This window comes from Streptococcus oralis, assembly GCF_001075675.1.
GTDB classification, from domain to species: domain Bacteria; phylum Bacillota; class Bacilli; order Lactobacillales; family Streptococcaceae; genus Streptococcus; species Streptococcus oralis_V.
In genome coordinates this window covers 93,386-108,333 of record NZ_JUNW01000034.1, presented here as the reverse complement: position 1 = coordinate 108,333, position 14,948 = coordinate 93,386, and the positions used below count along the sequence as shown (strand labels likewise).

The window sequence follows — 14,948 nt, the reverse complement described above, 5'->3', positions numbered from 1 at the left end:
CTATTCGAATTTTTTTGAAAAAATCGCAGGAAATTTCCCACGATTTGATTCTTTTCTTATTCTGCTTCTTCGTTTGAAGCGTTCGTACTGGTTGAAGGTGCTGTCCGACCAAAGGCTGTTTCGTACAGTACCGCATTGGTTTCCAATTCTGTCACTGGCTCTTTACCTAGCGAACTACGCAAGAGATTTTGCATTTCGAGCATATGTTCTGAAGTGACAATCTGATAAGAAATTCCCTGTAGCTCAGCATCTTCCCCACGCAATTGATGCGTTTCGATATTCTTGAAGGAATCTTGATAGCCGAGCAATTGTGGAATGCTCTTAGCTGACAAGTCCACATTGGTCTGCATGTTATCACTCAAAGCTTTGAGGATACCTTGATAATGACTCACACTGTTTAGGCTCAAAACCTTCTCAACGATCTTTTGAATAACTTCACGTTGACGTTTTTGACGACCATAGTCTCCCTCTGGGTCTTGGTAACGCATCCGTGAATACACCAGAGCTTCCTCCCCATTCAAGGTTTGTTCTCCAACACCGATAGAAATCTTATTAAACTCCTCTTGGTCAGCAATCGAAATTGGGAAACCGAGTGTATTGTTGACGGTAATTCCACCAACCGCATCCACCAATTGTTGAAGCCCCTGCATGTTAACCATCACATAGCGGTCAATGTGGATATTCATCATCTTTTGAATAGTAGAAATTGCAAGTTCCGCACCACCATTAGCATAGGCCGCATTGAGTTTGGCTTCCTGAACTTGACCGTTTCCAGTCTCAATCTTGGTCAAAATATCCCGTTCCAAACTCATCATTGTGGTTTTCTTTGTTTTGGGATTAACCGTCAGGAGAATCATGGAATCACTATTTCCCGCCCACGGGTCTGTACGTTCCACATTTCCCGTATCTACCCCCATCAAGAGGATGGTCAGAGGCTCCGTCGCTTCGATAACGTTGGTTTCTTCCCCGATTTTTTTGTAAGTCTTTTTACTTAGGGTTTCTGTTCCCTGTTGGTAGATGGTATAGCCATAAACCGCTACACCTAAAACTGTTACTGCTAGGAAACCTAGCACCATTCCAATTAATTTTTTAATCATCTCGTTATTTATTTATCAGCTTGCCCATAAGACAAACATCTAAAAATATCCCTTCTGCTAAATAGGCTCCTCTTTCTTGTAAGCCTTCTGTGATAAATCCCATTTTTGAGTAGAGGTGGATCGCAGCCTCGTTTCGTTTTTGTACACTGAGTTGCAAACGGCGCAGGACGCCACTGACTTTCGCCCACTCAATGCCTTCTTCTAGAAGTATAGTCGCCAAGCCTTAGTTCCAGAATTTCCTGCGAACTGCTAGAAAAACATCGCCGATATGTCGAACTCTTAAATGTTGGTCCGCTGTGATATTTAAGACTCCTGCAATCTCATCATTCAGTAAGGCGAGGAGAGTAATTTGATTCTCTGATCCAGCTTGTTTTTCGATAAAAAGAGCCATTTCAGAAGCTGTCATCATGATACCATTTTCATCCAAGCTGGTAAAATCCGTCTCTTGACCGACACAATCTAAAAATGCAATTAAGGCTGTAGCATCTGAAATCTCTGCCTCACGAATACACAACTCATACTCCATCTTGAAGCTCCTTGATGAGTTGTTCAGCCCGAGAGCCATGAGCCGTAAAATGAAGACAACGACCCTCAGCTTCTTTCAAGATTTCCAATTCCAAGTAAGAATCTGGTAAATCTTCACCCAAAAGATGCCCCCACTCAATAACAGTCACACCACCACCAAAGAGAAACTCATCCAAGTCAATAGAATCAGCATCACCTTCGATACGATAGACATCCAAGTGGTAAAGTGGCAAACGCCCTTCGTACTCTCTGACAATGGTATAGGTTGGACTTTTAATCATCTGACGGATATCCAAGCCCTTGGCAAGGCCTTTTGTAAAGGTTGTTTTACCCGCACCCAACTCTCCAGTCAAGATCAGAACATCGTCTTTTTGAAGCAAATGACCTAATCTTTCTCCGAGAGCTAGAAGCTCTTCTTCATTTTTTGTGTGCATGCTACTATTATACCAAAAAGTTTTCTTTTGTGTGAATTTTCTTTATGAACTTACTATAACAATTTTGAAAAATTCTCCTCCATTTAAAAGAATACAACTATTGAAAAAACAAACAGGATATCCCGAATCAGGTGTCCATAAAAGGAGATTTCCCTTTGAATACATTTTGGAAAAAGGAAACGTGCGCATAGAAAACCAACACTGATATAAATGAGAATTGAGGAAATCACTAAGGGATTCCTCAAGAAAACCATCGTAGCTAGAACGGAAATGACGACTGTTTTCTTTTTATTTAGGTAATTTTCTATATCTCGAAAAATTTTATCAAAAGGTAAGAAAATCAATAGATCTACTCCTAGCAAGAAAAAGAAGGAGGGTAAAAAGAGGTCAACCAATTCCTGCTGCAATTTGCTAGTGGTTTGGATGCTTTCTGAGAGAACCAGACAGGTTGCCAAAAGATTGACTACTAAAAGGAGGCAATAAACAAGACTCACTTTCTTTTGAACATGTAAAATACTATGTCTAGACTGGTCTGCTGTATGGAAATAATTTATCCCAGCGCACAAAACAGAAATTCCTACTATCAAAATCAAAAAATAAGCATTGGTCTGTTTTAAAGATAAAAAGGATTCTTTCCATAATAGACAACTACTAAAACTAATCTGGATGACTGCAATCAACAACAATAGGCGAATTGATTTTACCATTTCTTTTCCCTCCCTATATGGGATTATACCTTGTGAGGAGTTTGAAATGATAGTTTCCGCCTCAAATGTCCTTTTTTTGTGCTCAACTGACCAAAAAACAGCTCTGTTGTGAACAGAACTGTTCTTTTACCAGTCTAATCCTTAAACCAGAGAGCAATTTCACGTTTTGCAGAAGCTTCCGAATCGGAGCCATGAACTACATTTTGAATAGCTTGATTGTCTCCTGCTGCTTTAGCAAAATCTCCTCGGATAGTTCCAGGCAAGGCTTCTTCTGGACGAGTAGCTCCCATCATACTACGCCAAGTTTCAATCACTTTCGGACCTGATAGAATGCCCACCACTACCGGTCCTGAGGTCATAAACTGACGGATAGGAGGATAAAAACTTTTTTCAACCAAGTCTTGATAGTGTTGGTCAATCAAAACTTCTGAAACCGCTGAACGTAACTCTAATTTTTCGAGTTTGAAACCTCGTTGTTCCATTCTTTGCAGAATTTCGCCAACCAACCCTCTTTTCACACCATCTGGCTTAATGATAAAGAATGTTTGTTCCATATGGACACCTCCTTGGCATTTTAGTTCTTCTATTCTACCATACTTTATGAAAAAGTGGGAAAATTTTCTGAAATAAAACAAGAGAACCCAAAGGTTCTCTTGTTTGCTTTTATTCTACTGTTTCTTCAACTTGGATTTCCACAACTTCCTCTACAGGAGCAAGTTCTGCCTCTTCTTGTTCTGGAGCCAGATATTCTGCTTCATTGATAGCTTGTGGTTCAAGGTTACGGTAGCGAGCCATACCAGTACCAGCTGGGATGATCTTACCGATGATAACATTTTCCTTGAGTCCAAGGAGATGATCTTTCTTACCACGGATGGCTGCATCTGTAAGGACACGAGTTGTTTCCTGGAAGGAAGCCGCTGACAAGAAACTATTTGTTTCAAGTGAGGCTTTGGTGATTCCCATAAGAACTGGGCGACCAGTCGCTGGAACTCCACCTGCGATAAGAACATCCTTGTTAGCATCTGTAAAGTCGTTGATGTCCATGAGAGTACCCATAAGAAGGTCTGTGTCACCTGGATCCATGACACGAACTTTACGGATCATTTGACGAACCATTACCTCGATGTGTTTGTCACCGATTTCTACCCCTTGGCTACGGTAAACTTTTTGTACTTCACCGAGGAGGTAGGTTTCAACTGACAAGACATCACGAACAGCAAGGAGACGTTTTGGTTGGATAGAACCTTCTGTCAATGCTGCACCGCGAGAGACTTGGTCTCCAACTTCGACACGCATACGTGCTGTAAATGGAACCACGTACTCACCTTCGCCAGTTTCACCCTTAACAAAGACTTTCTTGGTACGAGTTGACGCGTCTTCTTCGATAGCTGTAACTTGTCCTTTGACCTCTGTGATGACCGCTTCCCCTTTCGGATTGCGGGCTTCAAAGATTTCTTGGACACGAGGAAGACCCTGAGTGATATCGGTATTTGAGGCAACCCCACCCGTGTGGAAGGTACGCATTGTAAGCTGTGTACCAGGTTCCCCGATAGATTGGGCAGCGATTGTACCAACTGCTTCACCAACTTCAACCGCATCACCTGTCGCCAAGTTGATACCGTAACAGTGACGACAGACACCATGACGGGTGTTACATGTAAATACAGAGCGGATAGTAACTTCTTCCACACCAGCATTGACAATTTCACGCGCCTTGTCTTCTGTAATCAACTCATTTGGACCGATGATCACTGCACCAGTTTCTGGATGTTTAACAGTTTTCTTAGTGTAACGACCGTTGAGGCGTTCTTCGAGAGACTCGATCATCTCTTTTCCTTCTGCGATAGAACGAATCAAGAGACCACGGTCTGTTCCACAGTCGTCCTCACGGATGATCACATCTTGGGCAACGTCAACCAAACGACGAGTCAAGTAACCTGAGTCGGCTGTCTTAAGGGCCGTATCGGTCATACCTTTACGGGCACCGTGAGTTGAGAAGAACATTTCGAGTACTGACAAACCTTCGCGGAAGTTTGAAAGGATTGGCAATTCCATGATACGTCCGTTCGGAGCGGCCATCAGACCACGCATACCGGCAAGCTGTGAGAAGTTTGAGATGTTACCACGGGCTCCAGAGTCCATCATCATAACGATTGGATTCTTAGGATCTTGGTTGGCAACCAAACGTTTCTCCAATTTTTCACGAGCTGCACGCCATTCAGCTGTAACAGCGTTGTAGCGCTCGTCGTCTGTGATCATACCACGACGGAATTGTTTGGTGATTTGTTCTACACGTTTGTGTGATTCTTCAATGATTTCAGCCTTGTCTTCAACAACTGGGATATCGGCAATACCCACTGTCAAACCTGCAAGAGTTGAGTGGTGGTAACCGAGGTTCTTCATGCGGTCAAGTAGGGCAGAAGTTTCTGTCGTACGGAAACGTTTGAAGATTTCAGCGATGATATTCCCAAGATTTTTCTTCTTGAATGGAGGGTTGAGTTCAAGATTGCGAATAGCTTCCTTAACATCTCCACCCAGTGGCAAGAAGTACTTAGCTGGAACACCTTCTGTTAAGTTAGTATTGGTTGGTTCTTGCAAGTAAGGCAGACCCTCTGGCATGATGTCGTTGAAGAGGATTTTACCAACTGTTGTCAGTAAGACCTTGTGTTTTTGCTCTTCTGTCCATGGTTTGTTGAGGCTATCTGTCGCGATACCAACACGTGAGTGGAGGTGAACATAACCATTACGGTAAGCCATAACCGCTTCGTCACGGTCTTTGAAGATCATTCCTTCACCTTCACGGCCAGCTTCTTCCATAGTCAAGTAGTAGTTACCCAAAACCATGTCCTGTGATGGTGTAACAACTGGTTTACCATCTTTCGGATTCAAAATGTGCTCAGCAGCAAGCATAAGGATACGCGCTTCTGCTTGGGCTTCTTCTGAAAGCGGTACGTGGATGGCCATTTGGTCCCCGTCAAAGTCAGCATTGTAGGCTTCACAGACAAGTGGGTGCAAGCGAAGGGCTTTACCGTCAATCAAGACAGGCTCAAAGGCTTGGATACCCAAACGGTGAAGGGTCGGTGCGCGGTTCAAAAGTACTGGGTGTTCTTTGATCACTTCTTCAAGAATATCCCAGATGCGTTCGTCTCCACGTTCAACCAAGCGTTTAGCCGCTTTGACGTTTTGTACGATGTCACGGGCAACGATTTCACGCATGACAAATGGTTTAAAGAGCTCAATCGCCATTTCACGTGGCACACCACATTGGTACATCTTAAGAGTTGGACCAACGGCGATAACGGAACGTCCTGAGAAGTCAACACGTTTACCGAGCAAGTTTTGACGGAAGCGCCCTTGTTTCCCTTTAAGCATGTGGCTCAATGATTTCAGTGGACGGCTACCTGGTCCTGTGATTGGACGACCACGACGACCATTATCAATCAAAGCGTCAACTGCTTCTTGAAGCATACGCTTCTCATTTTGAACGATGATACCTGGTGCATTCAACTCAAGCAAACGAGCCAAACGGTTGTTACGGTTGATGACACGGCGGTAAAGGTCGTTCAAGTCAGATGAGGCAAAGCGGCCACCATCCAACTGCAACATTGGACGAAGGTCTGGTGGAATAACTGGAAGGATGTTGAGAATCATCCATTCAGGTTTATTTCCAGACTTGTAAAAGGCATCCAAAACATCCAAACGACGGATGGCTTTGACACGTTTTTGTCCAGTAGCTGTTTTCAACTCTTCTTTGAGTTCGGCAATTTCTTTTTCAAGATCTACTTGTTTCAAGAGGTCTTGGATAGCTTCGGCACCCATTTTGGCAACGAATGATCCATAACCATACTCACGCAAGCGCTCACGGTATTCGCGCTCTGTCATGATAGACTTGTGCTCAAGCGGTGTATCCTTCGGATCAATTACCACGTAAGCCGCAAAGTAGATAACTTCCTCGAGGGCACGAGGGCTCATATCAAGGGTCAAGCCCATACGACTTGGAATCCCCTTGAAATACCAGATGTGAGATACAGGAGCTTTCAACTCGATGTGCCCCATACGCTCACGACGAACTTTTGTACGCGTTACTTCAACCCCACAGCGGTCACAAACAATCCCTCTGTAACGAATGCGTTTGTACTTACCACAAGCACATTCCCAGTCTTTTGTAGGACCAAAGATGACTTCGTCAAAGAGTCCTTCACGTTCTGGTTTCAAGGTACGGTAATTGATTGTTTCAGGTTTTTTGACTTCTCCATAAGACCATGAACGGACTTTGCTTGGAGAAGCTAGGGTGATTTGCATACTTTTAAAACGATTTACATCAACCACTATTTCTTCCCTTTCTATTCTAAGTGAACTGCTTATTCTTGTTCAGCAGCTTCTTCTGTTGCTTCCGCTTTTGTTGCTTTCTCAGCTTCTTCAGCTTCAAAGGCTGCTTTAGCCTCTTGGGCTGCTTTTTCGCGGGCTTTTTCAAGGTCATCTACGTGGATGACATCTTCGTCCATTCCTTCATCCAAGTCGCGAAGTTCCACTTCTTGGTCATCTTCGTCAAGGACACGCATGTCAAGACCAAGAGATTGCAATTCTTTGACAAGAACTCGGAAGGATTCTGGAACACCTGGTTTTGGAATTGGTTTTCCTTTTGTAATAGCTTCATAAGCTTTCAAACGTCCGTTGATATCGTCAGACTTGTAAGTCAAGATTTCTTGGAGAACATTTGACGCACCGTAGGCTTCAAGAGCCCAAACTTCCATCTCACCAAAGCGTTGTCCACCAAACTGAGCTTTACCTCCAAGTGGTTGTTGGGTAACGGTTGAGTATGGTCCGACTGAACGCGCGTGCAATTTATCATCAACCATGTGGTGGAGTTTGATCATGTACATGACACCAACTGATACACGGTTGTCAAACGGCTCACCTGTACGTCCGTCGTAAAGGATTGTCTTAGCATCGCTATCCATACCTGCTTCTTTAACAGTGTCCCAAAGGTCTTCAGAACTTGCCCCGTCAAAGACTGGTGTTGCGATGTGGATACCAAGAGTACGGGCTGCCATACCAAGGTGGAGTTCCATAACCTGACCGATATTCATACGTGATGGTACCCCAAGTGGGTTCAACATGATGTCGACTGGAGTTCCGTCTGGAAGGTAAGGCATGTCTTCTACAGGAACGATACGAGAGACAACCCCTTTGTTTCCGTGACGTCCGGCCATCTTATCTCCGACCTTGATCTTACGTTTTTGAGCGATGTAGACGCGAACCAGCATGTTAACACCTGATTGCAACTCATCTCCATTTGCACGTGTAAAGATCTTAACATCACGAACGACACCATCGGCACCGTGAGGTACTCGAAGAGAAGTATCACGCACTTCACGAGACTTGTCTCCGAAGATAGCGTGCAAGAGACGTTCTTCAGCTGAAAGGTCTTTTTCACCCTTAGGTGTGACTTTACCTACAAGAATATCGCCTTCTTTAACCTCAGCACCGATACGGATAATGCCCATTTCGTCAAGGTCTTTAAGAGCATCTTCCCCAACGTTTGGAATTTCACGAGTAATTTCTTCAGGTCCAAGCTTTGTATCGCGCGTTTCTGATTCGTATTCTTCGAGGTGGACAGATGTGTAGACATCGTCTTTGACCAAGCGTTCGCTCATGATAACGGCATCCTCGAAGTTGTAACCTTCCCATGTCATGTAGGCAACGATTGGGTTTTGTCCAAGCGCCATTTCCCCTTTTTCCATAGAAGGTCCGTCAGCGATAAAGTCGCCTTTTTCAACGACATCGCCAACTTTAACGAGAGTGCGTTGGTTGTAAGCAGTACCTGAGTTTGAACGACGGAATTTTTGGATGTGGTAAACGTCCAATGAACCATCTTCACGACGTACTTCTACCTTGTCAGCATCTGCGTATGTAACTTTACCATCATACTGAGCAATAACAGCCGCTCCAGAATCATGGGCTGCTTGGTATTCCATACCAGTACCAACGTAAGGTGCTTTTGGATCAATCAATGGCACAGCCTGACGTTGCATGTTGGCACCCATGAGGGCACGGTTGGAGTCATCGTTTTCCAAGAAAGGAATACATGCTGTCGCAACGGCAACTACCTGTTTTGGTGACACATCCATGTAGTCAACCACTTCTGCTGGATACTCTTGGTTGACCCCTTGGTGACGTCCCATGACAACTTTCTCAGCAAAAGTACCGTCTTCGTTGAGACGAGAGTTAGCCTGCGCTACAGTAAATTCATCTTCTTCATCGGCTGTCAACCAAACGATTTCGTTTGTGACTACACCTGTTTCACGGTCAACCTTACGGTACGGTGTTTGAACAAATCCATATTTGTTCAAGTGCCCGTAAGATGACAAGTTATTGATCAAACCGATGTTAGGTCCTTCAGGTGTCTCGATTGGACACATACGACCATAGTGAGTGTAGTGCACGTCACGTACTTCATATCCGGCACGGTCACGTGTCAAACCACCAGGTCCTAAGGCTGACAAACGACGTTTGTGAGACAACTCAGAAAGCGGGTTGTGTTGGTCCATGAACTGTGACAACTGTGATGAACCAAAGAATTCTTTAACCGCAGCTGTTACTGGACGGATGTTGATGATTTGTTGCGGTGTCAAAACTTCATTATCCTGAACAGACATACGTTCACGGACATTACGTTCCATACGAGAAAGGCCAAGACGTACTTGGTTGGCAAGCAATTCACCAACTGCACGGATACGACGGTTTCCAAGGTGGTCGATATCATCCACACGTCCGATACCTTCTGCCAAGTTAAGGAAGTAGCTCATCTCTGCAAGGATATCCGCAGGAGTTACAACACGAACCTTGTCGTCTGGATTGGCATTTCCGATGATGGTTACAACACGGTCTGGGTCCGTTGGGGCAACAACCTTGAATTTTTGAAGGACAACTGGTTCTGTCAAAACAGCTGCATCGTTTGGAATATAAACGATCTTGTTCAAGTCGCCATCCAAATGACTCTCGATACTTTCGATCACGCTACGAGTCATAACGGTACCAGCTTCTACCAAGATTTCACCCGTTTCAGGGTCTACCAATGGCTCCGCAATGGTTTGGTTGAGCAAGCGTGTTTTAACGTTGAGTTTTTTATTGATCTTGTAACGACCAACAGCTGCCAAATCGTAGCGGCGTGGGTCAAAGAAACGTGCTACAAGCAAGCTACGTGAGCTTTCAGCAGTCTTAGGCTCACCTGGACGAAGGCGTTCGTAGATTTCTTTCAAGGCTTCGTCTGTACGAGAGTCCATTGGATTCTTGTGGATATCTTTTTCAATAGTGTTGCGAACCAATTCGCTGTCACCAAAGATATCAAAGATTTCATCATCACCAGAGAAACCAAGCGCACGAACCAAGGTCGTAAATGGAATCTTACGAGTACGATCAATACGAGTATAAGCGATGTCTTTTGAGTCGCTTTCAAGTTCCAACCAAGCTCCACGGTTAGGGATAACAGTTGAGCCGTATCCCACTTTACCGTTCTTGTCTACTTTGTCGTTAAAGTAAACACCTGGTGAGCGGACCAACTGAGAAACGATAATACGTTCACCACCATTGATGATGAAAGTACCCATTTCGGTCATGATTGGGAAATCACCAAAGAAGACTTCTTGGGTCTTGATTTCGCCTGTTTCTTTATTAATCAAGCGGAAGGTTACAAAAATTGGTGCTGAGTAGCTAGCATCGTGGATACGAGCTTCTTCTAGCGTGTATTTTGGTTCCTTGATTTCATATCCAACAAATTCCAACTCCATTGTGTCTGTGAAGTTTGAAATTGGCAATACATCTTCAAATACTTCCTTAAGACCGTGATCTAGGAAATCTTTGAATGAATCCGTTTGAATTTCAATCAAATTTGGTAAGTCAAGAACTTCTTTGATTCTTGAAAAACTACGACGGGTACGATGTTTCCCGTATTGAACGTCATGTCCTGCCAAGATGATTCTCCTTTGTAAATAAATTCCAAGCCTTGTCAATCAGGCTTTTCTAATCGTCATATGGTTTTTAAAACCCCTATCACCGTGTCCCTTTGACGAATTTTCAGAATCTTTAAATCTTTGTTACAAGCACTCAAAAACCTGAAAAAAAGCACAAAAAGAGCAGCTAAATCTGACTTTTTCAGAAGATTTAACTGCTGTGAGCCTTGTCTGGACAATATTTCAGACAAAACCTACGACAAATGATTACTCATATTATACCTTATTTAGCTAGATTTTTCAAGGTTTTTTTACTATTTTTTAAACAATCTTTTCCTATATATTATTTTAAAATTTCAAGAAAATGAAGCATTATATTTTCTCTTAAAAGTTAGGAAAACGCTTGCACTAATGTTTACCTCGTGCTATACTGATAGGGAACAACTACACAAGGAGAATTGTGATGAAAAAGATCCCATCTCAAACTGAGAAAAAAATGATTTACGGTATCCGTTCCTTGAAGAACGGAACTGGTTCTGTCCTTATTGGTGCCAGCATTATCCTGCTTTCTGCTGCAATGCCAACTATTTCGGCCAACGAAAACCTGCCTCAAACTCAGGAAAATACCAGCGCTGTGACCAAGGCTCCTACTGAGACTGAAACGAGTCAAACTCAAACGGAAACGCCTATTTCTGAACAAAAGAATGCAAACGCTTCCCTTGATTCTAAAAAAGAAGCTCCAGCTGGGGAAACTACTACAGCGCCAGAAACACCCAAAACAGAAGACGCTACTACAAGCCAAGCTAACAACAAGGAAGAGAAAGTAAATGCCAGCACTTCGACGCCAACTTCAGATCAAAAACCACAAGCTGACACATCCTCTGAAGAACCCATCGCAGACAACCACTTCCGCATCCATGTAAAAAAACTCCCTGAAGAAAACAAAGATTCTCAAGGTCTTTGGACTTGGGACGATGTTGAAAAGCCGTCTGAAAACTGGCCCAATGGAGCCAAGCCCTTCAAGGATGCCAAGCAAGATGACTACGGCTATTACCTAAATGTCAAACTCAAAAATGAGCAAGCCAAGAAAGTCAGCTTCCTTATCAACAATACCAAGGGGGATAACCTGACAGGGGACCGTTCTGTAGAGCGCCTCTCTCCAAAAATGAACGAGGCCTGGCTAGATGAAAACTACAAGGTATACAACTATCGCCCTCAACCAGCAGGAACTATTCGTGTCAACTACTACCGCACCGATGGCAACTATGACAAAAAATCTCTTTGGTATTGGGGCGATGTCAAAAACCCAAGCAGTGGAGAATGGCCTGACGGTACTGACTTTACAGCAACTGGAAAATATGGCCGTTACATTGATATCCCACTCAATGAAGCTGCGAGAGAATTTGGATTTTTATTACTAGACGAAAGCAAGAAAGGCGATGATGTGAAAATCAGAAAAGAAGATTATAAATTCACTGATCTAAAAAATCACAGTCAGATTTTCCTCAAAGATGATGACGAAACCATCTACACCAACCCCTACTACGTTCACGATATCCGTATGACTGGTGCCCAACACGTGGCTAAATCTCGTATCGAAAGCAGTTTTTCTACCCTCGTTGGAGCTAAGAAAGACGATATCCTCAAACACTCCAGCATCACTGATTACCAAGGGAATAAAGTAGCTATCACAGACGTGGAAGTGGATGAGGCAGGTAAAAAAGTGACCTTCATCGGCGACTTCTCTGACACTCAACACCCTTACACTGTCAGCTACAATTCAGATCGCTTTACCACACGTTCAAGCTGGCGCCTCAAGGATGAGTCCTACAGTTACGATGGTCCACTCGGCGCAACTCTAAAAGAAGATGGCAAGCGTGTTGACCTCACCCTCTGGTCTCCAAGTGCTGATAAGGTTTCCGTTGTTGTCTATGACAAGAAAGACCCTGAAAAGGTAGTTGGAACTGTCGCCCTTGAAAAAGGAGAAAAAGGAACCTGGAAACAAACTCTAGATGCAAACTCTGGTCTCGGTATCAGCAACTACACTGGCTATTACTACCACTACCAGATCGAGCGCCAAGGTAAAACTGTCCTCGTTCTTGACCCTTATGCCAAATCATTAGCGGCTTGGAACAGTGACCTAGCAAAAACAGATGCCGCTCATAAGGTCGCTAAAGCTGCCTTTGTCGATCCAGCGAAGTTAGGTCCGCAAGACTTGACCTATGGAAAGATTCGTAACTTCAAATCACGTGAAGATGCCGTTATCTATGAAGCTCATGTACGTGACTTCACTTCGGATCCTGCCATCGCAAAAGACTTGACCAAGCCATTTGGTACCTTTGAAGCCTTTATCGAAAAACTGGACTATCTCAAAGACTTGGGTGTGACCCACATCCAGCTCCTTCCAGTCTTGTCTTACTACTTTGTCAATGAATTGAAAAACCATGAACGTTTGTCTGCCTACGCTTCAAGCAACAGTAACTACAACTGGGGATATGACCCTCAAAACTACTTCTCCTTGACTGGTATGTACTCAAGCGATCCTAAGGATCCAGAAAAACGTATTGCCGAATTCAAAAACCTCATCAACGAAATCCACAAACGTGGCATGGGTGCTATCCTGGACGTGGTCTACAACCATACTGCAAAGGTTGACATTTTTGAGGATATTGAGCCAAACTACTACCACTTTATGGATGCAGACGGAACTCCTCGTACCAGCTTCGGAGGCGGCCGTTTGGGAACTACCCACTACATGTCTAAACGTGTCTTGGTAGACTCCATCAAGTATCTGGTTGAAACCTACAAAGTAGATGGTTTCCGCTTTGATATGATGGGTGACCACGATGCAGCTTCAATTGAAGAAGCTTACAAGGCTGCACGCGCCCTTAACCCAAATCTAATCATGCTAGGCGAAGGTTGGAGAACCTATGCTGGTGACGAAAACATGCCTACTAAGCCTGCTGACCAAGATTGGATGAAGAAAACAGATACTGTCGCTGTCTTTTCAGATGATATCCGTAACAACCTCAAGTCTGGTTATCCAAACGAAGGCCAACCTGCCTTTATCACAGGTGGAAAACGCGATATCAATACCATCTTTAAAAATCTGATTGCTCAACCAACTAACTTTGAAGCAGACAGTCCTGGAGATGTTATCCAGTATATCGCAGCCCATGATAACTTGACCCTCTTTGACATTATTGCTCAGTCTATCAAAAAAGACCCAAGCAAGGCTGAGAACTATGCTGAAATCCATCGCCGTTTGCGACTTGGAAACCTCATGGTCTTGACTGCTCAAGGGACTCCGTTTATCCACTCTGGTCAAGAATACGGACGTACCAAACAATTCCTTGATCCAGCCTACAAGAATCCTGTCTCAGAGGATAAGGTTCCAAACAAGTCTCACTTATTGCGTGATAAGGACGGCAAACCATTTGTCTATCCTTACTTTATCCATGACTCTTACGACTCTAGTGATGCTGTCAACAAGTTTGATTGGACCAAAGCAACAGATGGCAAAGCATATCCTGAAAATGTCAAGAGCCGTGACTACATGAAAGGTTTGATTGCCCTTCGTCAATCTACAGATGCCTTCCGACTCAAGAGTCTACAAGATATCAAGGAGCGCGTCCACCTCATTACTGTTCCAGGACAAAATGGCGTTGAAAAAGAAGACGTGGTCATCGGCTACCAAATTACTGCTCCAAACGGTGATGTCTACGCTGTCTTTGTCAATGCGGATGATAAGGCTCGTGAATTTACTCTAGGAACTGCCTTTGCTCACTTGAGAAAGGCTGAAGTCCTCGCAGATGAAAATCAAGCCGGACCAGTAGGAATCGCTAAACCTCAAGGTCTCGAATGGACTGAAAAAGGCTTGAAATTGAACGCTCTCACTGCTGTCGTTCTCCGCTTGTCTCAAGGTGGTGCCATTGTCGCTCCAGCTGTGGAAGAAAAACCAGAATTTGATCTTTCTAGCTTGGAAGTTGAACCAGAACAAGGTCAAGCTCAAAACCTAGCAGCCAATCCTGAAACTCAAGAAACTGCAGCAGAGGCTCACTCTCATAACCTCCTTCCAAACACAGGAACTGAGAGCAAATCCCTCCTTGCCCTTGCTGGATTCAGCATCCTTGCCCTTCTCGGACTTGGATGGTTGATAAAGAACAAGAAAAAGAAATAATACTCAATGAAAATCAAAGAGTAAACTAGGAAGCTAGCCGCAGGCTGCTCAAA

At 43.9% G+C, this 14,948-nt stretch carries 7 protein-coding genes and 1 pseudogene; 1 reads left to right on the top strand and 7 read right to left on the bottom strand.

Going from position 1 to position 14,948, the window contains the following annotated elements; translation table 11 throughout:
• Positions 1-56 precede the first annotated feature (56 nt).
• The 7 genes and pseudogenes from lytR to rpoB all read right to left on the bottom strand — a co-directional run bounded on the left by lytR (position 57) and on the right by rpoB (position 10,736).
• Positions 57-1,097: a glycopolymer--peptidoglycan transferase LytR gene (gene lytR / locus ADM50_RS05285; RefSeq protein WP_000592175.1), complete on the bottom strand. Its 1,041-nt coding sequence runs from the start codon at positions 1,095-1,097 to the stop codon at positions 57-59.
• A 4-nt stretch (positions 1,098-1,101) separates the two neighbouring features.
• Positions 1,102-1,623, bottom strand: a pseudogene (locus ADM50_RS05280) (N-acetyltransferase family protein).
• Complete coding sequence (gene tsaE / locus ADM50_RS05275) at positions 1,613-2,056, bottom strand: tRNA (adenosine(37)-N6)-threonylcarbamoyltransferase complex ATPase subunit type 1 TsaE (RefSeq protein WP_000556959.1); 444 nt, start codon at positions 2,054-2,056, stop codon at positions 1,613-1,615. Before tsaE ends, ADM50_RS05280 begins: the two are co-directional and overlap by 11 nt.
• An 83-nt stretch (positions 2,057-2,139) precedes the next feature.
• A complete protein-coding gene (locus tag ADM50_RS05270; protein ID WP_000240910.1) occupies positions 2,140-2,763 on the bottom strand; it encodes a hypothetical protein in 624 nt (207 codons plus the stop codon).
• A 134-nt stretch (positions 2,764-2,897) separates the two neighbouring features.
• On the bottom strand, positions 2,898-3,317 hold the full coding sequence (gene ndk, locus ADM50_RS05265) for a nucleoside-diphosphate kinase (protein ID WP_000438281.1): 420 nt from the start codon (positions 3,315-3,317) through the stop codon (positions 2,898-2,900).
• 109 nt (positions 3,318-3,426) lie between these two features.
• Complete coding sequence (rpoC, locus tag ADM50_RS05260) at positions 3,427-7,092, bottom strand: DNA-directed RNA polymerase subunit beta' (RefSeq protein WP_049484754.1); 3,666 nt, start codon at positions 7,090-7,092, stop codon at positions 3,427-3,429.
• A gap of 32 nt (positions 7,093-7,124) precedes the next feature.
• Positions 7,125-10,736 (bottom strand): DNA-directed RNA polymerase subunit beta, encoded by a 3,612-nt coding sequence (rpoB, locus tag ADM50_RS05255; protein WP_049484753.1) that lies wholly within the window; start codon positions 10,734-10,736, stop codon positions 7,125-7,127.
• A gap of 442 nt (positions 10,737-11,178) precedes the next feature.
• On the opposite strand from rpoB, the gene ADM50_RS05250 reads away from it, so the two are divergent.
• Positions 11,179-14,895 carry a pullulanase gene (locus ADM50_RS05250; protein WP_049484752.1) on the top strand — a complete coding sequence of 1,239 codons (3,717 nt, stop codon included), beginning with the start codon at positions 11,179-11,181 and terminating at the stop codon, positions 14,893-14,895.
• Positions 14,896-14,948: the final 53 nt, after the last annotated feature.

Coding starts and splice junctions, on each gene's coding strand:
- lytR (WP_000592175.1), bottom strand. CDS start 1,097: ATGATTAAAAAATTAATTGGAATGGTGCTAGGTTTCCTAGCAGTAACA.
- ADM50_RS05270 (WP_000240910.1), bottom strand. CDS start 2,763: ATGGTAAAATCAATTCGCCTATTGTTGTTGATTGCAGTCATCCAGATT.
- tsaE (WP_000556959.1), bottom strand. CDS start 2,056: ATGCACACAAAAAATGAAGAAGAGCTTCTAGCTCTCGGAGAAAGATTA.
- ADM50_RS05250 (WP_049484752.1), top strand. CDS start 11,179: ATGAAAAAGATCCCATCTCAAACTGAGAAAAAAATGATTTACGGTATC.
- ndk (WP_000438281.1), bottom strand. CDS start 3,317: ATGGAACAAACATTCTTTATCATTAAGCCAGATGGTGTGAAAAGAGGG.